General features: G+C 46.6%; 16 protein-coding genes. 6 read left to right on the forward strand and 10 right to left on the reverse strand.

The features are described from left to right. Nucleotides 1–133: 133 nt before the first annotated feature. The 4 genes from G464_RS0101945 to G464_RS0101960 all read right to left on the reverse strand — a co-directional run bounded on the left by G464_RS0101945 (nt 134) and on the right by G464_RS0101960 (nt 6,157). The gene (locus tag G464_RS0101945; protein ID WP_022856521.1) at nt 134–985 is read right to left on the reverse strand and encodes a TrmH family RNA methyltransferase; all 852 of its coding nucleotides are present in this window, start codon (nt 983–985) and stop codon (nt 134–136) included. A gap of 745 nt (nt 986–1,730) precedes the next feature. Further along, nucleotides 1,731–3,872, reverse strand: a complete 2,142-nt coding sequence (locus G464_RS0101950; RefSeq protein WP_022856522.1) for an ATP-binding cassette domain-containing protein — start codon at nt 3,870–3,872, stop codon at nt 1,731–1,733. Next, nucleotides 3,873–4,502, reverse strand: coding sequence for an ECF transporter S component (locus G464_RS0101955; RefSeq protein ID WP_021618011.1), 630 nt, complete (start codon nt 4,500–4,502; stop codon nt 3,873–3,875). A 284-nt stretch (nt 4,503–4,786) separates the two neighbouring features. Continuing rightward, on the reverse strand, nt 4,787–6,157 hold the full coding sequence (locus G464_RS0101960; protein ID WP_022856523.1) for a dipeptidase: 1,371 nt from the start codon (nt 6,155–6,157) through the stop codon (nt 4,787–4,789). Nucleotides 6,158–6,463: 306 nt separating this feature from the next. Between G464_RS0101960 and G464_RS0101965 the strand changes: the two genes are divergently transcribed. Further along, nucleotides 6,464–7,093 (forward strand): DUF3043 domain-containing protein, encoded by a 630-nt coding sequence (locus G464_RS0101965; RefSeq protein ID WP_022856524.1) that lies wholly within the window; start codon nt 6,464–6,466, stop codon nt 7,091–7,093. A 407-nt stretch (nt 7,094–7,500) separates the two neighbouring features. Here the strand turns inward: G464_RS0101965 and G464_RS0101970 are convergent, their stop codons facing one another. Continuing rightward, nucleotides 7,501–7,902, reverse strand: a complete 402-nt coding sequence (locus G464_RS0101970; protein ID WP_155237042.1) for a hypothetical protein — start codon at nt 7,900–7,902, stop codon at nt 7,501–7,503. 522 nt (nt 7,903–8,424) lie between these two features. On the opposite strand from G464_RS0101970, the gene G464_RS08525 reads away from it, so the two are divergent. Beyond that, the gene (locus G464_RS08525; protein ID WP_022856526.1) at nt 8,425–9,633 is read left to right on the forward strand and encodes an MFS transporter; all 1,209 of its coding nucleotides are present in this window, start codon (nt 8,425–8,427) and stop codon (nt 9,631–9,633) included. 75 nt (nt 9,634–9,708) lie between these two features. On the opposite strand, the gene G464_RS10025 is transcribed toward G464_RS08525, so the two are convergent. Beyond that, the gene (locus G464_RS10025; protein ID WP_152671128.1) at nt 9,709–10,008 is read right to left on the reverse strand and encodes a hypothetical protein; all 300 of its coding nucleotides are present in this window, start codon (nt 10,006–10,008) and stop codon (nt 9,709–9,711) included. A gap of 293 nt (nt 10,009–10,301) precedes the next feature. Between G464_RS10025 and G464_RS0101985 the strand changes: the two genes are divergently transcribed. The 4 genes from G464_RS0101985 to G464_RS08530 all read left to right on the forward strand — a co-directional run bounded on the left by G464_RS0101985 (nt 10,302) and on the right by G464_RS08530 (nt 15,632). After that, nucleotides 10,302–11,762, forward strand: a complete 1,461-nt coding sequence (locus tag G464_RS0101985; protein WP_022856528.1) for a dihydrolipoyl dehydrogenase family protein — start codon at nt 10,302–10,304, stop codon at nt 11,760–11,762. 103 nt (nt 11,763–11,865) lie between these two features. Beyond that, nucleotides 11,866–12,591 carry a DUF4191 domain-containing protein gene (locus G464_RS0101990; RefSeq protein WP_022856529.1) on the forward strand — a complete coding sequence of 242 codons (726 nt, stop codon included), beginning with the start codon at nt 11,866–11,868 and terminating at the stop codon, nt 12,589–12,591. A 604-nt stretch (nt 12,592–13,195) separates the two neighbouring features. Then, complete coding sequence (glnA, locus tag G464_RS0101995; protein ID WP_021618001.1) at nt 13,196–14,629, forward strand: type I glutamate--ammonia ligase; 1,434 nt, start codon at nt 13,196–13,198, stop codon at nt 14,627–14,629. 70 nt (nt 14,630–14,699) lie between these two features. Next, nucleotides 14,700–15,632 (forward strand): alpha/beta hydrolase family protein, encoded by a 933-nt coding sequence (locus G464_RS08530; protein ID WP_022856530.1) that lies wholly within the window; start codon nt 14,700–14,702, stop codon nt 15,630–15,632. Here the strand turns inward: G464_RS08530 and G464_RS08535 are convergent. From G464_RS08535 to G464_RS0102020, 4 genes are read right to left on the reverse strand one after another with little or no spacing between them, the layout of a single operon-like run. Next, complete coding sequence (locus G464_RS08535) at nt 15,600–16,259, reverse strand: SGNH/GDSL hydrolase family protein (protein ID WP_022856531.1); 660 nt, start codon at nt 16,257–16,259, stop codon at nt 15,600–15,602. The two genes, G464_RS08530 and G464_RS08535, sit on opposite strands and share 33 nt — an antisense overlap. Further along, nucleotides 16,249–17,379, reverse strand: coding sequence for a P-loop NTPase (locus tag G464_RS0102010; RefSeq protein WP_022856532.1), 1,131 nt, complete (start codon nt 17,377–17,379; stop codon nt 16,249–16,251). Before G464_RS0102010 ends, G464_RS08535 begins: the two co-directional genes overlap by 11 nt. Next, a complete protein-coding gene (gene ligA / locus G464_RS0102015) occupies nt 17,376–19,892 on the reverse strand; it encodes an NAD-dependent DNA ligase LigA (protein ID WP_022856533.1) in 2,517 nt (838 codons plus the stop codon). Before ligA ends, G464_RS0102010 begins: the two co-directional genes overlap by 4 nt. Continuing rightward, entirely contained in the window at nt 19,885–23,295 is a 3,411-nt protein-coding gene (locus G464_RS0102020) for a hypothetical protein (protein WP_026472534.1), read from the reverse strand. The genes ligA and G464_RS0102020 overlap by 8 nt, the downstream gene beginning before the upstream one ends. Nucleotides 23,296–23,324: the final 29 nt, after the last annotated feature.

Below are 23,324 nucleotides of genomic sequence, written 5' to 3' on the forward strand. Positions count from 1 at the left end.
TATCAGCCACTTGCTTATACCTTCCCTTAGAACAGTCTGTATGCCATTTTTCCTTTTGGCTTAGACTTTCCACAGCCTGTGTATTGTCTTGTGTCTAGGAATTATTCTTCGTGATTTTTTACTGCGCGCACGTTTACTCAGTAGGAGTATCGCGCATATGCATGGCGAAAGAATACAGCATAATGGACGCACTCATAGCCACATTAAGAGATTCCGCTTTTCCATATAATGGAATAATGGCTGCACGATCGCACTGATTAACGATATCTGCAGGTAAACCACGCGCCTCGTTTCCGAAAAGTATAACGTTCGCTTGACGCTTATCTGTGTAAGTTAAAGCCTGCTGAAGAGGAACAACAGGAGTGCTGTCTGTTCCGTAAATTTCCGCTGCTGTTATGCAGGCTGACCGTGCGCGCATAACCTCGAAAAACTCTTCCTCGCGTGCATAGAACACGGGGATGTGGAAGAGAGAGCCTGCTGTAGAGCGCACAACTTTCGGATTAGTAATATCAACGCAATCGCCCACTAAAACTACTGCTTGACATCCACTAGCATCGGCTGCGCGAATAATAGTTCCCGCATTACCCGGATCGCGTAACTGCCAACAAGCAGCGCTTAGACTGCCAGCATCTGTTTGAAACTCGTCTGCAGAACGCACAACTGCTTCCATGTGTACAACTGCCGCAATGCCTTGGCAATCAGAGCTGATGGCATGCATTACTTTGTCTGTTGCCTGATGAACATACAGGTTTTTATCTATTGATTCGCGCACGACCGCACGCAAAACCTCGGATGTAGCGTAATCATTGCGCACATAGATATCGCGCACACTGTCGGCAGCATAACGCACAGCTTCACGCACTGCTTGAGGACCTTCAACGAGAAATAATCCGCTCCTTTTGCGCGCTTTACGGTTTATTAAATCTGATACAAGACGCACTCGTTGAGCTTGAAGGTTGTCCATAATATCGCGATGCAATGGCATGACTATATCTGCTTTCTTCTCAGGTACAAGTGAGGTCACAAAAGTATGCATGTATTCTATGAAGTATTGTAGCGGTTTGACTGATTTCGCGTGGCGGATAGCAGCTTCTATGTGAGTTTCGAGGTTGTTAAGGTTGTCTATGATGCAGTACTGATATGAGTTAGATTGAGGGGAGCGCGAACGTTTTCTGGTTATAGCGTCCACATTGTCAGCGTTGCACGCGCACCTACGCCGTAAACCTGAACTCAACCTCGCTAAATAGGCTCTTCGAACTTAGCAGGGTTAAGCAGAAGATGTTGCCCAGTAGGTTCCAGTTGATTCCTCCGGCTGTCATGTGTCGAGACATCGTTGCCATGTGAATGTGCTTTGGTTTATTTTCCTTTTGTCGTCATGAGTGAACAGCCCTCGTTATGCGTAAAGTCGATACGCGCAACCGATATGCCAGTTTTGAAGCCATTTTTGCGCATCAAAACTGGCATAACAGGTGTATGAATCGGTTAAGCCAGTATATGTGAGAGCATAGCTCTCCGAATTTAACGCAGTATGAAGCCTGATTGTGAGGAACAGCCGCTAGTCACACACCTGCAACCTAAAACCCCGCTAAGTCCGAAGCTCCGCTACATATCGACCGAACTTCAGCGGATACAATTGCGCCCTACCGCCGCTGTGTAATGAGCACACGGTAGAGCACAATTGCCAGTTAATTTAGGAAGGAATATATGAGTTTGTGCTTATGTTTTCTTTCTTACACAAATTTGCCAAAAAGATTAAGCATTCCTGTGTAATACGCAGCAATCAGTCCTATCACAGGAATAAGAATGCTGATAACAAAAGCTATAACATCGCGCGTATGCATGCGTGATATGCGCACATTTGTTCGTTTATATGGTGCTCCAAATGCGCGTGCTTGCATAACTATGGCGAGCATCGTGGAGCGTCGAATAGCCAAAATAAGAATATTCAACGCATCATTCTTATATTTTTGAATCTTCGATTGCGATTGTATTCCTCGAATACGGCGTGCTTGATGTATGGACTCCATATCCTCTTGCAGTAAAGGAAGTAAGCGGAAACCTGCGAGCGCCGCATACACAAAACGGTCAGACATTTTCAGCTTTTGCACAAAAGCATCAGCTAAATCTGTTGGATCCATGCGCATGACTAGGGTTACAGCCGGAACTCCCATAGCAAGCACACGGATTGCTGTGGCGGCAGCCAACATCACGTTATGATCCTTATTATAAATAGCCACAGAAATGAAGGCCCCTGCAGCTCCAATAAGGATTGGCCACGTATACCTTAATACCGTACGAGGAGTAAAACCGAGAGCAAAAATAGCTATTAAAGATAGAACAAGAGCAGTGCTTGACGAAACAATATCCAGCGAGAAAATCAGTGGAAGACCAACAAAAAGTCCAGCAAATAAACGCGTTACTGGGTTAAGGCTTGCCACTATAGCAGACTGACTTTCGTTACGTAGCTGCTTATTCTCGTAGGAATCAGGATTCGCTTCAATCACTACTTCTACAGCACCAAGCGCATCAATAAACGCACGGTCATGCGTCACAGTAATAATGCAGGTTCCGTTATCGCGTAACTGAGCGAACATACGCACCAATGCTAACCATGTTTGAGGATCTTGACCATATGTTGGTTCGTCCACAATCATAATCTGAGGTTTTACTTCAATCGCGCACGCAACGGTTAAGCGGCGCTTCTGCCCGCCTGAAAGCGAATATGGATTATGATCGACCTGCTCGAGCAAATCATAATAATCCAAACGCTCCTTCGCCATCTGAGCCAGCTCGTCCGCGCTCGCCTCGCTGTGCGAGATGCGCAAAGCGCTTATCATTTCGTCACGCACGGAACTCGTAACAAACTGATGCTCCGGATTTTGGAAAACGTATTGAATGCGCTGAGCCAGTTCTTTGGTATTCCATTTCGAAGGTTCAGCACTTTGAGCAGTTCCACGAACCGTGTCGCTTGCACGAACCGCACCGCTCAGCTCTGGCCGCAAACCCGCTAAAGTAAGCGACAGTGTCGTTTTACCCGCTCCGTTTACGCCAGTAAGAGCCGTGATTGTTCCACTATTAAATGTATGGCTAAACGGGTAAGAAATCTGCTCACCCTCATAGCCAAAACATAAATTGTCGGCTATTAACGCAGCCGACGTACCCTCTTCTGTAGCCGGAGCATACTGTCCTGCATATTCTTCTAATTCAATCGGCTCTCCCAGAGCAACGTGTCTATCCATATGAGGAATCCACTGCCCTATATTATGATCCACCACAATAAGGGTGGCACCAGTTTGTGTAGCAGCATCCAGAATGGACGACACCACACGCTCGATTCCATCAGGATCGAGATTAGCTGTTGGCTCATCGCATACAATCACATCGGGGCGCATCGCCATAATACTGGCCACAGATAAACGTTGCGTTTGCCCTCCTGAGAGGCGCTGCGCTAAACGAGCTGGCTCGATACCGTGCGCAGGATCTAAATCAACCGTTGCTAAAGCGCTATCGCAGCGTTGAATAATTTCTGATCGGTCTACGCCCAAATTTTCTGCACCAAAAGTGGCGTTATCCATAACACGAGCAAAAATTACTTGACTTTCTGGGTCTTGCATAATCATGCCCACACGGCCGCGCGCTTTAAGAGCAGGAACGCCGTCTATGGTAATCGTTCCGCGCATCTCGCCGCCATCTTCGGCATCACCCAAAATACCGGTAATACCTTGAAGCAGCGTGCTTTTGCCCCATCCGGAGCGGCCAGTGAGCAAAACTTTCTCCCCAGCCGCCACGTTCAGGCTTAAATCATCAACCGCCCAACCCTCATTTAACGGGTAACGATATGACCAATGGTTAACGTCTACTCGAGAAGCCACTTATGCGTTAGCCTTCTGCTTGTTGCGCACATCGCGGCCGGACTCGAAGTGATCGAGAGCGCCCGTTGCAGCAATACCCAAGTAAAGCCACCAGGTGAACACACCAGCTACGATAGCGCCGGACAGAATCGTGGTAACCAAGTTAGCGAAACCGTAGGTACCGTTCCAATCGATAGCCTGCAAGTTAGTAAAGAAGGAATATGCCCAGCAAGCAACACCGGAGACTGCACCAGAAATAGTGGTAATCCAAATATTCCATACCTTGTAGAGCACTGCTGTAAAGACGATTTCTGCAGCTACACCCTGAGCCAAAGCAACGAGGAAGGTTGCTGTACCACCCCACTGGTTACCCAGCAAAGCTTCGACAACACCAGCAACAACTTCTGCGTAAATCGCAGCACCTGGCTTGCGCACGATAATCAAAGCCAAAGGACCAGCAAACAGCCAGAAGCCGTTAATAACACCCCACAAACCAGGGATAAAGGAATCCAAAGCAGATACTGGACCATAAGCCAAAGCAGCCAGCCAGTAAATAAGCGAAGATGCTACAGCAATAACGCTGGCTACAGTAATATCGACAACGCGCCACTTAAGATTTGGCTTTTCAGATACGGTTGAAGAAGAATTCATAAGTGCCTCCTATGATCTGTCGTCATACGCACATCCCCGTGATGCGCGTGAGGCACGGGTTAAGATGACATCCGTTGCTAGCATTACCTAGTAAACGTTCAATCGGTCAGAATTCGCTCTCATTATGTTATTGTTTTTGCGGCGAACGAATTCATATCTCAGCCGTACCCACTCTTCATGCATAGGCACAGCACCCGTGTCGATTAGCCACTATAGCAATATGGGACGAATATCCTCGTGGAATATTCGTCCCATGCGTGGGGCACTGTGGTGTTACTTGCGCTTTACCTGAGCGCCAAGCCTTGCAAAATCAAAGCTTCTGTAACCACGTTCTTCTTCAAAGCCGACAAAGAAATCGACTCGTTTGGCGAGTGTGCATTCGCCTTTGGATCTTCTGGGCCGGTTACCAATACTTCGGCATGTGGGAAGATGCGCTGCAATTCTGGAATGAATGGAATCGAACCGCCCTCCCCCTTATTGACTGGCTCAGTTGCGAAAGCAGTAGCCATCGCTTCTTCAGCAACTTGTACTGCCTGAGAATCAGGGTTCATAGCCCAACCCTGACCATTTTCCCCCAGCTCCACAGTTACTTGTGCACCGAATGGAGCGTGCTCTTCCAAGAATCGTGCCAAAGCCTTCTGCGCTTCGGCTGGCTTCTGGCTTGGAGCGGTACGCAGGGAGAGCCTAAAACGAGCGTGGTCGGCAATAACGTTAAATGAGCCTTCAACAGGGTGAGCGTCGAAACCGATCACACTCACGCTTGGCTTGGTCCACATGCGTGCAGCTAAGGAGCCGGTTCCCGCAAACTGGTAGGAATCCACAACAGCAGCATCGCGGCGAACGGTTGCTTCGTCCATATCGCGCTGCAAACCGCCCACTGGTTCTTGAGACTCAACGCCCGGAATAGCCAAGTCACCATTCTCGTCGTACATGGAGGCGATAAGCATAGCCGCTACCGTATTCGCGTCGAGAATCGGGCCACCGAACTGACCAGAATGCACAGGATGACCCAGCACGCGAACAGTCACATCTACTTCAGTATTACCGCGCAAAGACGTGGTCAAACTTGGAATTTCATCTGACCAGTTACCCGAGTCGGCCACAATAATCACATCTGATTCGAATTCCGCTTTATGCTTCTCAATGAAAGGAATAAAGCTTGGCGAGCCCATTTCCTCTTCACCCTCAATAAAGATGCGAATATTCACAGCCAAATCATCGCCCAAAGCATGCAAAGCTCCCGAATGAATAGCAATGCCGCCGCCATCGTCGGCAGCACCGCGACCGTAAAGGCGACCGTCTTTTTCTGTGCCCTCAAAAGCAGGAGTTTCCCATGCAGACTCATCTGGAACAGGCTGCACATCGTGATGCGCATACAACAACACGGTTGGCGCATTCTCATCAACAATATGCGAGCCAATAACTTCCCACGCTCCTGGTGTTCCATCTGGATTTGTAGACTGCACCACGCGAGCATCTACACCCACAGCGCGCATTTCTTCAGCCACGAACTCAGCCGACGCCTTCATATGGTCGGCCGTAATGCCTTTAGCAGATACTGCGCCTAGGGCAATTTTTCGTGAGAGCACATCAACAATGCGATTCCAATCAGACTCTACTCGTGTTCGAATCTCTTCATGCGATAAAGTAGCCATTATCTTCCTTCATATCTTCTCAGCTGCGCAGTTTGGCAACATGTGCTGTTCGGCAGCAAGTGCAGCCAAGTAGCAGCTCAGCCATGCGCCATGCGCCAGTCCCAAGCACGCCGCACATATATGTAGTATGCACACAATGTAGTACGCACACATCCGCTGCGAGTACGCCGCACAGCACTTCACGCCTCACAAGGCATGAATAACCTCACAAGGCATGAACGTATATGGTCATGTACATACGACTTTATTGCACGCGGTCGATACTTTCACATAAACGCGGTCTATACTTTTACATAATCTAAAGGAATGAAATGGAATCCTTTTGCTCAAAAAAACAAAACTGATAGCGACGATCAGCTAGACAATGCTGCCAATGCTGAGACGCATACCTCTAGTGAAACTGCTGGCAAAGGTCGTCCAACACCAAAGCGTCGCGACGCGGAAAACGCTCGTTTAACTCCGCTTGCGCCAAAAGACCGTAAGGCTCAGCGTAAAGCTGCTCAGGCTCGTCGCCGTGAGCGTGAAAATACTGAGTACGAGGCCATGCGTTCGGGAGATTTGCGCAAAATGCCTAAGAGCGAGCAGCTTCCATGGCGCGTATATATTCGCGACTATGTGGATGCCCGCTACAATTTGGGCGAATATTTCATGATTGTTGTGGTTGCCCTGCTCCTTATTTCTGTTGCGGCAACCTACTTTATGCCACAGCTGTCTTTGATTATTTTGGTGCTCATGTATGTATATTTGTTCGCCATTATTATTGATAGCTTTATTATGTGGCGCGGTTTGAAGAAAAAGCTGATTGCCAAGTTTGGCGAGCGCGCTGTTGCTAAGGGTATGCGCTCTGGTTATTACGCATGGAGTCGTGCTCTGCAGATTCGCGCATGGCGTTTGCCAAAGCCTCGTCATAAGAAGCATGGTGTATGGCCTGAATAAACTGACGATTTTCTCAGTTTTTACATAAGTTTTCAGGGTGCGTATTGTTAGCAATTTGCTAAGCAATATGCACCCTTAACTTTTGCGTTTTAGCTCAGCACTAATATTTCTGACTCGCTCTCCACCTTTTGAGCGCTTGCTGAGAAATAAGAGGGTGTCAGGGTTTTTGTGTAAGTGCGCAGGTCGCGATAGGTTTAGCTTTTGCGATGACACGGATGGCGACAATGGATTGACTACTTTGGATACGGAGCGAATATTCGTTTGATGAAAATATTTGCCAAGTCTGATCTGCTTCGACGGAACAAAAACCCGAGCCCCTTCAATACGACACGCCCAACGCACCGAGAAAAATAAAAGTTATCCTCATTCTTGTGGATAAATCTGATACAACGCTAATACACGACAAGTCATATCCCACGGATATGACTTGCTGTCCAGCAAGAGGTCACCTGATGGTGACCTCTTAGCATATCAAAAGAACCGCTCAACTGTCCGACACACCAACGGATAACAATCTGTGCACCAGACTCAGCAAGAATACGCATAGCAGCACGATAAATTCCCGCAGACTGAGAATGGAGACCCTTCATACGTTCCCAACCATACTTGTATTGGAACATACAGTGCCCATGAAATTCAACATCAGCTGGAACACCAAAACGTTGATGAACCCTATCCCTCAACTCTGAAAGCTTCTGATCAATAAAACGCACCTGCTCATCATTAACAAGCAAAGCACCAATGTAATAAATATCTCCACCAATAGCCTTACCAGAGTCAGAATGAGATTCATCAATGTAAGCGTACATACCGCCAATGTACAGCACTCTCATCACTAAACTAAACCGAGACAATCCTGGTTATACGACAAAATTGTTGGTGGAGTGTTATTCGTTGATTGTGAAGTGTCTCGGGTTTTGTTTCATCGAAGTTGATGGGGAAATAGTGATTATACATAGAAAACAAAACCTTAGACACTTCAATCCAAGCAGATTCAACAACAAAACCATATGCTTGTCATAACTCTGAGAACTGCCAAACCTGAGATACCCTCAATCAGCAGGAATTGCACAGTTTCGCATAGTGACCCTACGATTTCATATCGTTATTTTCAAAAACCTAAGATGGAAATCATGCTCATAAGAAATCAAGCACCATAAAATAAAGAGCCTGCGGAATACTGCTTAGCTTAAACCAAAATCGCTCCCCTCGCGGCAACGCCCGCAGAAACATCACGACCAACATCAACCGTCATCAGAAAACCGCCGCCTTCACCAACCACCGCTACAAAACATCACTACCATCAATCTCGCGCGTAAAAAATATAACTCATGAAAAATTTATTCAAACTATCTACTGCCCTCAGATGGGCTCTTCTTGGTCTCACATTCTCAGAAATAAGTAATTCCATTTTCGAAGGTTCTGTTGTTCCATCCATTATTATTGTGGGTCTTCCTGCGTGGGCGTTGGCTTTTAACCGCACATTCGGTGTAATAAGCGATTTTATGTCTCCTGCTGCTGCATGGATTGTAGATAAATTCGGCAGTTTCGCTTCCCTGTCTGCTGCTGAATTTTGCGAAGGCCTTCTCTGCCTTATTGTGGCTATTCTTCCCCACAGTTGGCTCGGATGGAAATGGTCATTACTCGCCCTAGGATGCTTACTGCTCGTTACAGGACAAATAATTGACGTAGCCAGCGAAATTTTTGAAGTAGATATTTCTGGCGATAATGAAGAGATGCTTATTGAATATAGCGGTTATGTAGGCATTATTATGTCTGTGGGTGGAACACTGTTTGGAACGGTTCTGGGCTCGGCGCTCACATCTATCTCTATTACTCTCGTTCTGATCATATCTTCTGTTTTATCTTTCGCCTGTACGCTAACTCGTTTTCTTTCTCGAGGTAGCATACTATCAGCTACCAGCGCTTCCCTTAATGACGATAACGACGATAATGAAACAGACGCACAGCACGGCATATCACAGCGTCATACCACCAAATCTATGCGCATTATTTTGCTCTCGTGCACTTTCTTTCTTAGCCTTATTCCTTCCCTCTACGGAGGGTACACAACGCTGGGATATGCGGATAAGCTCGGTTCGCATATTACTACAGTTATTTATGCTGTAACGGGTGTTGCCACGATTGCAAGTTCATATATGTATTTGAGAGCATCGAAAAAGTTGAGCCTCAGAATCATTGGATGTGCTGGGGTCATCAGCATGATTATAGGGTTAATATTCTTAAGTATTCCGATTTTTTGGAGCGCTCTGATTGGATGGGCTTTGATGGATTTAGGATATTCCTGCACAGCTCGCCCTCTTATAGTATCTCGCCAGCTTTTGATTGAGCATGATCTTCTGACTAAGTTTAGCGGCTGGGCACGTTTAGCTTCTGCTCTTGCAGCTGCAGGAGGAAGCTGGTTGGGGTGGATTATCTCTCAGCATTACACGTGGCAGATACTTCCAACATTAAGTCTTGTACCAGCAATTATTTTGCTACCAGCAGTATGGTCAAGTTTGCATAAGGGCAGAAAATAAAACACACATAACATACATGGGTGCTCCTTGCTTCACAAACAAGAAGCACCCATGGCTCTCATAATCATCATATAATCATGCTTTTATAGCCTGAATAATATGTATTATTCCGCTAATCGCAAGAAGAACAGCGCTCACAAATAATACTGCTATTTCAAGCAGAGGAATATTTGTTCCCCCGTCCATCAGCGCTAAACGTAACACAGCTATAAAATGTATGCACAGCAGAACTATAAAATACGTTCTTCTGGTTTGCGCTATACTTTTCGCAACGTTCATAAAAAGTGCGGATAGCATAATTCCTAAGAAGTACAGCGCCACAAGAAGAAATCTCATACCCGCTTTGTATTGCGCATGTCCTTGAATAACAGGCATATTACCCACGTAGATACATACTGCGCACGATATCCATGACCCAAGTAAAGCGAGCACCGCAGGTAAAACACTATGACGTGTGGATAAAACTTTCATCATCATAACCCTCACTATGAAATGTGCTCGGAACATCATTGTTTCAAGAAATCCAATGCTACTCTTGTGAAGCGTGATTGAATACATATAGTTTACTCGTGACCAGAACCTCACACGCCGCGCTTTAATGTCCAATAAAGTTCATCTCCTAGCAAGTACCCTACATCCGCTAACCTTTACACGCTAAACTTGAGCGTATGACTTATGATTATGACGTTCTGATAATAGGTTCTGGCCCGGGCGGTTATGCCACTGCTTTGCGCACAAGTGAGCTGGGACTATCAACTGCTGTTATTGAAAAAACCGATGTTGTGGGTGGCACATGCTTAAATCGCGGCTGTATTCCTACGAAAGCATATCTAACCGCAGCTCATACTCTTCATGACGTTCATCGCGCAAGCTCATGGGGATTGGATATTAGCGTCAACAGTATTAATATGCCAGCGCTTAAAACCGCGAAAGATAAAACTGTAGCAGGCGTAGTAAAAGGTCTCACCCAGCATATGAAAGCGCGATCTATCGATATTATTCACGGTGAAGGCTCGCTGAGCGGCGCACATAACGTAAGCGTTACTGATGGCGAAAGCACGCGCGAATTAAGCGCTCACCATATTGTTTTAGCAACTGGATCATATGCCATGCCGCTGCCAGGTTTTGACTTCTTTCACGAAACTTCTGCCGCTGTATCTGAGGCTATTGCCGATAAGAAAGTTCCTGTATTATCATCCGATGAAGCCTTAGACCTCGATATTCCTCTCAATAATATTGTTATTGTGGGAGCTGGTGCTATTGCTCTGGAGTTTGCACAATTTTGGAATGCTCTCGGAACTCATGTAACAGTTCTTCTTCGTAAAGATACGCCTCTATCACGGTGGGATTCGCACGTTAGTTCAACGCTTATGCGCACGCTTAAACGCGATGGTGTGCGTTTTGAATCGCATAGCACTCTTACTGGTGCAGGCGATGGTGAGGTGACCTACTCTATTGCTGATCCTAAAAAAGATACGGTTACAGAAAAAACTATTCCTGCTGATTTCGTCTTGGCTGCTATTGGACGCTCCCCTCGCACAACTGCTTCATGGTTTAAGCAAGCAGGCATAGCTCTCACATCTACAAACCGCGTGATTACTGATGAATATGGTCGCACAAATCTTGAAAATGTGTGGGCTGTAGGAGATATTACGGACGGTTATATGCTTGCTCACGAGGCTTTTGAACAAGCTCTTGTTGTGTCTGAAAGTATTGCTGGTCTTCCTACTCAGCCAGTTGATCCTTTGACTATTCCTCAAGTGGTGTATGGCATGATTGACGCTGTATCTATCGGTTACACGTCAAGCCAAGCGCAAAACGCTGGTTTCGAACAGGTAGAAGAAACTGTTGTGCCGCAATTATCTAATCCGCGCGTCGCTATGTTAGGTTCAAATGGAACAACGGTTATAGTTTCAGCTCTTAATAGTGAGAAAACAGAACGGGTTGTTCTTGGTGTGCATATGGCAGGACCTCAAGCATCAGAAATTGCTGGAGCAGCACGCGAAATAATACAAAATCGTATTCCTCTCAGTCAGGCTGCGCGCGCTCTGTTTGCTCATCCTACTATAAGCGAAAGTTTGGGAGAAAGTTTACTGAAAGCAGATGGACGCCCTCTTAACGTGCGTTAAGGTAGCTTATACTAGGGTTTTCGACTCGATACAGTATGATGTATCGAAGATTACACGATCGTTATCCACTGTTGGACGAGATAAGGCAAGGTTAAAATAGGTTATGGCAGAAGAAAAGAAGAAGCCAGAGCGTAATAGCACTCTGCGTCAGATGAAGCAGCTCTATGATTTTACGCGCGCGGATGATCCTCAAGTTACGTGGTGGCTCATTGGTGCGTTTGCTATTCCATTCGTAGCGATTATAGTTATTGCTTTCTTCCTCAAACTGCACTGGTTCACATGGATTATGACTGTTATTCTCGCCTTTATGTTGGGTGTCTTGGCTGCAACTTTCGTGCTGTCTCGACGTAGCGAAACTGTGGGATATAAGAAGATTGAAGGTAATCCAGGTGCTGCTGGTGCTGTTTTGCAGTCTTTGAGCAAACGCATTTTTACTTTCTCTGAACAGCCAGTTTGGGTTGATCCTCGCACAAAAGATATGATTTGGCGCGGAACCAGCTTGTATGGCGTATACCTCGTTTCTGAAGGCCCAACAAAGCGCGTAGCTAAAGCTATTGAGTCTGAAAAGGCTAAGATTCGTCGCGTAACAAAAGGTTCTGAAATCCGCATTATTGTTATTAACGCTGGTAATGATGAGGGACAAACTCCTATTTCCAAACTCAATAAAGCAATGCGTAAGCGCTATAAGAAGCCGCTGACTACTGAGGAACTCGATCACTTAAACGGTCGTTTGCGTACACTTGAGCGTATGGGAGGCATGGGCGTTCCTGCTGGTATTGATCCTTACGCAGCGCAGCATCAAAGCCGCCGTGCTATGCGCGGACGTTAAAGCGCTGTATAGCTCTATCTCTTAGATCGCAGAATCGATTTACCTCTTTTAGTGAGTTGTCGGTTCTGCGATTTTTTATGCGTTGGGTGAGGTGAGGTGCTAACGTCCGTACTACCCAATCCGTTCCGAGCGTTTGAGTGGCACTGCTCTGCAAGCATTGATTTTAGGGGGTTCGGCGGCTGTTTCTCCCAAACACTACGCACGGTTTAAGCGTTACTGCTTTTGGGAACGTTCACACAGAGCGGGAAACTGCCGCAACACTCAAAGCGCTTTTACAAAGTGAGCGATACAGGCGAAACAGGGTGCTTTGAAGGTGCGTTTGGGACTGTACTGCTCAAACGTTACGTAACGATTGGGAGGTACGGCAGACACCCCCGATTCCGTGGCATAAGTATCGTTACAACGGAGTTTATTCCACGGAAAAACAGCACACCTCCGTAAAGTCGCTAACCTATGTACCGTCACGACGCTACATAGCTAACCGCCTTCAGGCCCCACCGCGTAACTAACCGTAACAAACTTGTAACCTGAAAAGACGTTTTCAGACTGCCCTGTCTCTTAGAATGGGGAATGTACGTGATCCCAACAAACGAAGGTTAGTCTCATGACTCTTTCTACAAAGGAAGATGTAGAAGCTCTCATCAATTCTGAGGGCATTGAATATGTATCTGTTCGATTCACTGATTTGATTGGCGTTCAGCAGCACTTTAATGTACCAGCAAGCGAGTTCCTCGACAGTGCATTTACTGATGGCATGCCATTCGATGGTTCCTCAGTGCAGGGTTTCCAGGCAATTAACGAGTCGGACATGAACTTGATTCCTGATGTATCCACTGCCTATATCGATCCTTTCCGTAAGCACAAGACTTTGAATGTAGCCTTCTCTATTGTTGACCCAATTACGGGTGAGGCTTATTCTCGAGATCCTCGTCAGGTTGCTGCTAAGGCGGAAGCATATTTGAAGTCCACCGGTATTGCAGATACTGCTTCTTTCGCCCCTGAAGCTGAGTTCTTCGTATTCGATAAGGTTCGTTTCGAAAACTCTATGCGCACCTCCTTCTATGAGGTTGATTCCGATGAAGCTGGTTGGAACTCCGGAGCTCAGACCAACTTGGACGGCACTCCAAACATTGGTTTTAAGAACCAGGCTAAGCGTGGCTACTTCCCTGTTCCACCCTTGGATCAGAGCGCAGATCTTCGCGATGAAATGGTGCACAACCTCCAGGAAGTTGGTTTAGTTCTTGAACGTTCTCACCACGAAGTAGGTGGCGCAGGTCAGCAGGAAATTAACTACCGCTACAACACTTTGATGCACGCTGGCGACGACCTCATGAAGTTTAAGTATGTCGTGCACAACACTGCAGCTCAGATGGGTAAGGCTGCAACCTTTATGCCTAAGCCAATTGCAGGCGATAACGGTACCGGTATGCACTGCCATCAGTCGCTGTGGAAGGACGGCAAGCCACTGTTCTACGATGAGAACGGTTACGGCGGCCTGTCTGACATTGCTCGCTGGTATATTGGCGGTCTTATTAAGCATGCTGATGCTGTACTCGCCTTCACCAACCCATCCCTCAACTCTTACAAGCGTTTGGTTCCAGGCTACGAAGCTCCAGTAAACCTCGTGTATTCTGCACGTAACCGTTCTGCTGCAATTCGTATTCCTTTGGCAGGTAAGTCTCCTGCTGCTAAGCGCATTGAGTTCCGTGCTCCAGATCCAAGCTCTAACCCATTCTTGGCTTTCTCTGCTCAGTTAATGGCTGGCTTGGACGGTATTTTGAACCGTATTGAGCCACCTGCTCCAGTAGATAAGGATCTGTATGAGCTTCCACCAGAAGAAATGGTGGGCATTAAGACGGTTCCAGCTTCTCTCGATGACGCTTTGAAGGCATTGGAAGAAGATCATGACTTCTTAACTGCAGGTAACGTATTTACAGAAGATTTGATTGAAACATGGATTGATTTGAAGAAGCAAGAGATTGACGCTGCTCGTTTGCAGCCAACTCCTTTGGAGTATCAGCTCTACTTCCATATCTAAAAGTTCACTGCGCATCTGTGTGCCTCATCGTTGTGAAAACAATGATGAGGCACACTGCTATAGTAAAGATATGTCTAAGAAAATCCGTACAGCACTTATTCTTCTTCTGGCTCTCGCCCTCGTTATTGGCGGCGGATATGCAGCTATTACTTCGCTTGTTCCAGATTTCTTTAAGCCGCAATCAGCAGCGCGCAAGCTGAAGAACAAGGAACTGAAGCAAGCCGATACTAAAAATATTGTGACTGAAGATATTTCCGTGTCTCACGATGGGCGCAATCTGTACGGTTATCTTGTGGCACCAGGAAATTATAAAGATATTAGTTTGCCGTTGATTATTGTGTCACACGGATATAATTCCAATGCTGATGTGAGCTCAAAATTTGCTACTTTAGCAGCTCAACGCGGCTATATGGTCTACTCTTTTGATTTTTATGGTGGTGGTAATTCAACCCGCAGCGGAGACCCCGATATGCTCGACATGTCTGCTTTAACCGAAAAAGCAGATTTGAATGCTGTGCTTGATTATTGGAAGTCTCAGAAAACTGTTGACTCATCTCATATCTATCTTGCGGGGATTAGTCATGGAGCTTTAATCAGTACTTTGGTAGCAGCAGAGCGCGCCCAAGATATTGCTGCAATGGTTCTTTTCGCTCCTGCTTTCCATGTTACCGACCTCGTCAAGCAAGGTATGCAAGAGCTCGGCTACACAGATATTTCTCAGGTACCCGATACGGTCTCCTACAAAGACCACACTGTGGGTAAACGCTATATTGCTGATGCCTTAACTCTTGATATTCCTACAGCACAGCGCGCATATGCTGGACCTGTTCTTATTATTCACGGCACTGCGGATACAGTTGTTCCGTACAGTTATAGCGAAACTGCGCAGAAAACTTTCCCCCATGCTCAGCTCATGTCGATTGACGGAGCAGATCATTCTATAAGCGATTTCGTTTCTGTTGGCACTCTCTTAAAACTTGACGAGTTTATGAAGAAGAACTGATAATTCCTGAGCAACCTGCGGACCCCACCATTGAATATATCCTGCACGTGTAGGGTGAATAGGATCTGCCATATAGGTTGTGCGAGACTGCGAGTTAAAAGCTTCATTATTGAATAAATCAATAATCTCGAAATCTGCGCGCTTAACCTGTACATCATGCACAGCAGTAACAAGCTGAGCATAATCATCACTCTTAAACCACGCATTCGTATACATAATCACGGGCGCTTGCCATTGATTATGCACGTAATCAATAATCTGTTCTATCGCAGCAATACTTTCTGCAGTGCTGTAGCCAAGGCGCGCATCATTCGTCGATAACTGAAGTAAGAAAATATCCACATCATCGGTAAGCGCAGTATGTGCACGCAAACGTGCCACATACGTATCTGCCCCATCACCAGCTAAAGATGTTCCGTTCACAGCGTCCTTGGTAACCTGCAATCCGAAACGTTGAGCCAAAAATTCAGGCAGAGCCACCCCACCAGAAGCAAAACCCCACGTCACTGACGAGCCTAAAACAAACAGTCTCTTACCGCGTAAATCCGAGCGTATAGGTTCTACTGTATCGAGGGAAACTTTGTTACCGCGCAGCCAACGCCATCCTGGCAGGAACTTAATCACCATAATCGCGCTCCATTAAACTGTTCACCATAGAACTAAAAGCGTGAGCTAGTGGCGTGCTGGCTAAAGAACCATCAGCATTCAAAACAGCTGGACGACCTGATTCACCCACCTCACGAATATCTGTTTCTAAAGGAAGCTGAGCCAATAAAGGCACACGATGTCCGAGCTTATTTTCTAACTGTTCGCTCAGTTGAGCTGCTACACGCGCACCTCCTCCTTCGCCGAACAAACGTAGCTTTTCGCCCTTATGCTCGTACCAAGACATGTTTTCTACAACACCTGCCACATCCATCGGTACTTGTAATGCTACTAAGCCAGCGCGCACAGCAATATCGGAAGCGGAAGGCTGTGGTGTAGTAACCACTATCAGTTCAGCATTAGGTAAGGCTTGAGCCACGGAAATAGCCATATCTCCTGTGCCTGGAGCCATATCAATAAGAAGAACATCTGGCTCCCCCCACCACACATCAGAGAGGAATTGTTCTAAAGAACGTTGTAAGCGAGGACCGCGCCATAAAATCGCACGATCAGAGCCAGCAAACATGCCAATAGACATGACTTTTGTTCCCCATGCCTCAACAGGCATAAGCATGCCGTTCAAATTCGTAGGATGTGTTGTAACACCCATTAAGCGAGGCATGGAAAAACCATAAATATCAGCATCAATAACCGCAGTATCATATCCAGCGGCGGCAAAGGCGGCAGCTAAGTTTGCCGTTACGCTCGACTTTCCTACCCCACCCTTACCTGAGGCAACAGCAAAAATACGTGTTTTAATGCCCTTCTTATGGAAAGGATTTTCGCGGCGAGCCTGCTTCAATTGAGTTACTAAATTATTGAGTTTTTCCTCGCTCATCGAACTAACATCAAGGTCAAGCGTTAACGAAACATCAGGGTAACTTGCCACTGCCTGCTCAATTTTCTCGCGGATAACATCGGAGAGCGGACAGTGAGGAACAGTCAACTCAATATGGAGGTGAACAGTAAAATGTCCAGCTTCCATCTGATCGACTTCTACGCCGGTTACCATTCCCAAGTCAGTAATTGATTTACCCAGTTCAGGATCAATTACTCCCGTTAAGCGTGCATAAATCTCACGAGCAATGCGTTCTTCTGTCATGCGTCCATCTGTCCAGTTGCCATAAGCTGCAGGAAAGTTGCAGAATCCATAATCGGCACACCCAACTTTTCTGCCTTCGTTACTTTAGACGCTCCAGGCTTATCTCCGGTAACCAGATACGAGGTTTTCTTACTCACCGATGATGTGGTTTGCCCACCGTGAGCAATAATCGCTTCTTGAATACTTTCGCGCGTATATCCTTCAATACTGCCCGACACAATAAGTGTTAAACCTGCTAGGGTTTGTTCGCCCTCGTCGAGCTGAGGCTTCTCCTCTACGCGCATACCTACACCGGCTTGCATCCATTCATGCAGAATGCGACCACGCCAATCGTCTAAGTCAGCAATATGACTCATCCAGTCATAGACGGATTGCGCTAGAGCGTCTCCTACACCATTAATTTCTAGCAGTTCTTCTTTCGACACTCCAGTAAAAGATGGTAAAGATGGGTAACGGTTTGCTAAACTGCGTGCAGATTCAGGTCCAATATGACGAATAGATAACGCCACTAGAACACGCCACATATCCGCTTGGCTGGCTTGCGATAACTGCTTAAGCATAGACTGCACATTCTTCGTAAGCTCTGGTATTTCACCATTCTTAGCCCTCTTAGCAAAGGCAGGAACTTGCCTCCACAAGCCCGATCCGGTAGTGCTCAATTTTTTCTTTACTGTGCGACCTGTATCAGGATTTATGTAATTCGTGTAGCGTTCGAGTGGTATTTCTTTCCACACACACACATCTCGCAAAGAGCGCTCATCCAAGCTAAACATATCAGCTAAAGTACGTACTGCCGGTATTTGTGCTGGGGGAAGTTGCAGACCCTCTACTGGTTTGTATACAGGTATGTCTTCGCCGTCCATCACCTCAATTTTTTTGAGGTTCGGAGCATACACATCAACAGATGATGGACGATTCAGTTCAGGATTGCCCAATGCTTCGGCAACTTTATCGCCTAAAGAATCAATATCGAAAGCTTTACGACTGCCGAACATAGAAATACGTTCGGTAAGCTGGGCTGGGCAGCTTTCAGTATTAGGGCAACGGAAATCCTTATCTCCCTCTTTTTCGGGAGCAATAGGTGTGCCGCAACTTGGGCATACCGTTGGCATCACAAAATCACGAAGCTCGTTTTCTCGTCCTTCGCGTGCAGATAAAACTGGCCCCACAATTTCTGGAATAACATCACCGGCTTTACGCACCACAACAGTGTCACCAATTTTTACGCCTTTTGCCTTAACTTCAAAAGGATTATGCAAGGTGGCGCGCGAGATTGTAGAACCAGCTACCAGCACAGGTTCTAGCTGACCTACTGGGGTAACTCGACCAGTACGCCCCACTTGGACGGTGATATCACGTAAACGAGTATTGACTTCTTCTGGCGGATACTTGTATGCCACAGCCCACCGCGGAGCTCTCGATGTTTCACCGAGCTGACGTTGGAGAGCGCGCTCGTCCACCTTAACCACAATACCGTCTAAGGCATGTTCAATGTCGTAGCGATGTTGACCGTAATAATCAATCATCTCCACAATCTCATTAAAGGAATGCACAATGCGATTATGGGGAGACACAGGAATCTGCCATGTTTTATACAACGTATAAGCATCGCTGAGACGTTCAAGATCAGAATCATGCGAGGAATGTGCGCCCCACTGCACACGACCCAAACCATGCGCATAGAAAGACAGTTTACGACGAGCAGTTATAGCTGGATCTTTTTGCCGCACGGATCCTGCTGCAGCATTGCGAGGATTAGCAAAAAGTGCTCGCCCTTCACGCTCATTAGCACGGTTGAGCTCTTCGAAATCATCGAAGCGCATAAAAACTTCGCCGCGAATTTCCACCAGCTCAGGAATATCATTGGCATCGCCTGCCAAGGTTACTGGAATATTGGCAATGGTACGCACATTAGCCGTAATATCTTCACCGGTTATGCCATCGCTTCGAGTTAAACCTTGGTCGAGCACGCCATTGCGATAAATAAGATTCAATGCTAAACCATCAATCTTCACTTCGCTCGTCATAGTAAAATGAGAAGCACCAGCATCAGCTAATTGACGATGAACACCCTCATACCAGCTTTCCAATTCTCCGAGAGAAAAGACGTCATCAAGACTAAACATCTGGGAAGGATGACGTGCAGAAGCGAAATCTTGTGAGGAATTACCTCCCACACGATGCGTAGGACTTTGCTCATTATCTAAGCTTGGAAATTGAGCTTCCAAGCGCTTAAGAAACTCCATGCGAGCATCATATGCAGCGTCGGAGGCTACCGGAGCATCCTTCACATAGTAGGCAATTTGGTCAGATTCTACCCATGCAGCCACACGCGCCCACACGCGGGCAGCATCATCCATGCTCAGCTCAGTAACATCGGCAGCATTGAGACTCAGAGCGCTAGAATCCGTATATTCCAAGGATTGCCACCACGGTTTATCGCCTTGTTCAGACAAGCTGCTGGCAATCACATTCTCATCATCAAAATCAAAAGCATCTTGAATATTAGGCATTGAGAGACCTCAAGAATTGAATATCAATAACATCTTCAAGTTCTGGATTATCGTCATCTAAGGAGAGAGTAGCAGAAGCTATGCGAGCAGCTGCGGCACTCAAGGTGCGACCAGCAACAAATAAATTACTATCCACAGCAGCAATAGCGCTTGGAGCCATTAACATAGCTGCCTCAGTAAAAGGCCAGATATCAATATCAAAATATGCCAAAGCATCTGTGCACTCATCGAAGGTCAGGGGCAAAGAAATATCCTGCGAGCGCGCGCGATCAATCAATTCTTCAAGCTCTGCACGTGCATGCGGTACCGTGCTTTCGCTAATACGAATGCTCATCACGTAACAGGCAGCAGCTATCTCAAAATCATCTTGCATCCATGCCGAGTAAGCCATGCGATAGTAGGCGTATGCAGCATCATCCTTATCGAGTGCCACATGCAGGGCGTTGCTTGCGGCCGCAAAAGAAGATTTCCAATCATTATTTTCCGATAAAGCAATTGCTAAACGTAAATGAGGAAGCGGATATGCCGGCGCATATGATACTGCGGTATTCAAATGGCGCAGAGCCACTTCAGGACGTCCTATATGCGAATACACTTCCACCATTTCCATATGTGCTTGGAAAAGATTATCTGGTATTAAAACAAGTTTCTTATCTGGTGATGCGAAAAGATGATTGTATACCACTCGTTCCGCATAGGAATTGAAATACACTGGAACACGATTTGAGCTTTTAAAAGCGTTATCAAGCTCGCTTAAACGTGTTTCCATCATATTTAAGGCTTCTGGCGGATTTCCCGACATGAAAGTTTCACGCGAGGATGTGCGCACAGCATCTAAATCCTGAGATAAGGTAAAACGCGTACGATCGATAGGTAAGCCATCAATCACACTGCGCACATAAGATTCCTTATGCTCATTGAGTTCCGGATCATTAATATCGTCAATATATTCGGAAATCTTTTGAGCGCGTTGCGGTACGCTCCACTGCTGCGCTGTGGCAAAAGCAGCAATATCTTCTTGAGCGCGTTCAAGGACATCCGAACGTTGAATAGACAAATCATGAGCAACGCTTGCAGCTAAGATTTCTTGAACTTCTGGTTCAATAACAGCGCGCGATACTTCTGGCTCATCTTGAGCACCCTGAGGAGTGAACAAAGCATCTCGTAAATCTAAAGCTGTTCCAATAGGCTGTAAAATACCGTGATCGTCCACATCTATACGGCTGAGTTCAAACGCCGCATAGAACTTGTACGGCTGAGATAAACCTTGTTCGTGCAGTAAGCGCATAAAACGGTCACGCTCAAAAACAACGGCTGCTACAGTATTCGTTAAAGCTGTGCGGCGAATAAGTTCTAACGGGTCTGTGCCTGGTGCAGACATAACACTGACGCGCGGTCCGCTCGTTTCATCCTCGTTATCGTTCTCGCTGCGGGTTACTTCTTCAAATAACGCGCGAATTTCGTCATCGCTTGGCTGATTATCTGCAGCTTCGAAAGCTTGTAACTGATCCGCAGAGAAGTTCGCAGACTGCATGATATCCATAAAAGCATCGTTATAGTTACTGTTTGACTCAGCTGAACCAGACTGCTCGCTTTTAGAACCATGAGCATGAGAATGCGCATGATGCGGATTATCCATACCCATACTGTCGAGAGCACGCATAAGTAAGGCGTACATAGTAGGATCGCGATCTTCAATATCTTGAGCGCCAGCCAAGTTATCGATGCGCACGGCAACACGGGAAATATTATCGCTAGCACCGAACGCTAAAGCCGCCAAAATAATACCCACACGGAGGTTATAACGTGAGCTCATTTGTTGACGTTCTACTTCGTTCACATCTACCCATTGCAAAGTGTACGCGTCAAAACGACGAGTAGGCATAACTGTTGATGCTGTGCTCGTAAAATCAATAACTGTTGCTCCAGAGGACTGCACATCCGCACGGAAATCAATATCGCTCCGCAGCGGCAATCGCAAATGCGCAATCAGCTTCGACAATGCCCGCCTATACACCCACTGGCTGGTATGCATGCCATGCTGTTGCTCCAATTGCGGATTCTGCGCATAACGTTCATGCGAGGCGGCAATATGGTAGGCGGTTTCGCGCGCCGCCTGCACCATCGGGTACACAGCATTGACCTGTTCAATATTGTTCAAGCTAAGCCGCATGCCCCCAGTCTGAGAGTTTTCCCCATCCCGCCTAGCCTGCGCATAGAACTGCCCTAACCAGCTCGAGGAAAACGAGGTTTCCTGCGTTGCATCCGGACCTGTATTCGCATAGCGCAAAGCTGGTTGCGCCAACGCATCATCCACCCCATGAGTGGATAATGTACTAAGCGCATCGAAAGCCGGATTCTCGAGTAAATCTGTGCTTAATTGTGCAGCATACGCTAAGCTAATCTCATCTTCGGTCGGGGTAAAGTCATAATGGTAATTGTTTTCAATCACACTACTGACCGCGCTAAAACGGTTCAGATTCGACTCAATACGCAAAGTTTTTAATGCCGACTCAAAATCCACACCATTGCGAGAATGCAAATAATACAAATGCGATTTCGGATTAGTCATTAACTCCAAATTTTCTTGACCATGCGTAGCCTCCAACTGGGAGATGCGGTCTAAAGCACCCGACTCACGCATAGTATGAAGGAAATAATCTTCCAATCCAGAAATCTTCAAGCCTGCTGCACGAGCCTGCTCAATATCACGCACGCTGGTACGAATTGCACTCAAAGGCGCTTGTTGGCGAATACGACGATAAATATTCGACGTACCAAAACCGGTTACGTGCACTGCTTCCGTTGCTAAGGTCGGTTGCGCATAAATCACACAATAGGCTATGCACACCGCCGCATTATAGTCTAAATCAGCTGTGTCTTGACCAGATACCGCAGCAGAACGCACCTGCTCAAAAGTATAGGAATCTTTACCTTTCTTCGTTGCTCTCAGCCACGATGACAGCCATCTCAACCGCCCATCTTCTCCACGAGCAACCACTGCCCCATGATCTACAGTAATCGTTCCCGCAGTAGAAGGGGTAGGATCGGTACGCATAAAACGATACTGATGAACGCCTCCCTTGCCTTCTTCGGCTAACATAACGCGCGCATCAAGTTGAGTAATATCTGCGTCCAAAAAATTAGTTTCATACAAACGAGCATGAGCATCTGCGAGAGCTACAGGAACAAAATGATTTTTTGCCGTAAAAACGCCCACAGCAACACGAGAAGTATCCATAAGTGCAGGATCGCGCACCCATCCCACCTGAAAATCATGCGTGCCAATCGTAACTGTTTTCACTACTTTACGCGCTACAAAAATCCCTAAAGCGTACTCATTGCGTGCCCAGGGAAAGATATCAGTCACCTGTGATAGTTGCGTAGTTTGTTTGATTGGCATGGTCACATTCTCCCAAACCTATATGACAT

Origin of the sequence: Alloscardovia omnicolens DSM 21503 (genome assembly GCF_000420505.1) — a bacterium.
In the GTDB taxonomy this organism is placed as follows: domain Bacteria; phylum Actinomycetota; class Actinomycetes; order Actinomycetales; family Bifidobacteriaceae; genus Alloscardovia; species Alloscardovia omnicolens.

Excerpts from the sequence above, each read along its gene's own strand:
- G464_RS0101945 (WP_022856521.1), bottom strand. The coding sequence starts at position 985 with ATGCCATTGCATCGCGATATTATGGACAACCTTCAAGCTCAACGAGTG.
- G464_RS0101955 (WP_021618011.1), bottom strand. The coding sequence starts at position 4,502 with ATGAATTCTTCTTCAACCGTATCTGAAAAGCCAAATCTTAAGTGGCGC.
- G464_RS10025 (WP_152671128.1), bottom strand. The coding sequence starts at position 10,008 with ATGCCTGTTATTCAAGGACATGCGCAATACAAAGCGGGTATGAGATTT.
- G464_RS0101970 (WP_155237042.1), bottom strand. The coding sequence starts at position 7,902 with ATGTACGCTTACATTGATGAATCTCATTCTGACTCTGGTAAGGCTATT.
- G464_RS08535 (WP_022856531.1), bottom strand. The coding sequence starts at position 16,259 with ATGGTGATTAAGTTCCTGCCAGGATGGCGTTGGCTGCGCGGTAACAAA.
- G464_RS0102020 (WP_026472534.1), bottom strand. The coding sequence starts at position 23,295 with ATGCCAATCAAACAAACTACGCAACTATCACAGGTGACTGATATCTTT.
- G464_RS0101960 (WP_022856523.1), bottom strand. The coding sequence starts at position 6,157 with ATGGCTACTTTATCGCATGAAGAGATTCGAACACGAGTAGAGTCTGAT.
- ligA (WP_022856533.1), bottom strand. The coding sequence starts at position 19,892 with ATGCCTAATATTCAAGATGCTTTTGATTTTGATGATGAGAATGTGATT.
- G464_RS08525 (WP_022856526.1), top strand. The coding sequence starts at position 8,425 with ATGAAAAATTTATTCAAACTATCTACTGCCCTCAGATGGGCTCTTCTT.
- G464_RS0101965 (WP_022856524.1), top strand. The coding sequence starts at position 6,464 with ATGAAATGGAATCCTTTTGCTCAAAAAAACAAAACTGATAGCGACGAT.
- glnA (WP_021618001.1), top strand. The coding sequence starts at position 13,196 with ATGACTCTTTCTACAAAGGAAGATGTAGAAGCTCTCATCAATTCTGAG.
- G464_RS0101990 (WP_022856529.1), top strand. The coding sequence starts at position 11,866 with ATGGCAGAAGAAAAGAAGAAGCCAGAGCGTAATAGCACTCTGCGTCAG.
- G464_RS0101985 (WP_022856528.1), top strand. The coding sequence starts at position 10,302 with ATGACTTATGATTATGACGTTCTGATAATAGGTTCTGGCCCGGGCGGT.
- G464_RS08530 (WP_022856530.1), top strand. The coding sequence starts at position 14,700 with ATGTCTAAGAAAATCCGTACAGCACTTATTCTTCTTCTGGCTCTCGCC.
- G464_RS0102010 (WP_022856532.1), bottom strand. The coding sequence starts at position 17,379 with ATGACAGAAGAACGCATTGCTCGTGAGATTTATGCACGCTTAACGGGA.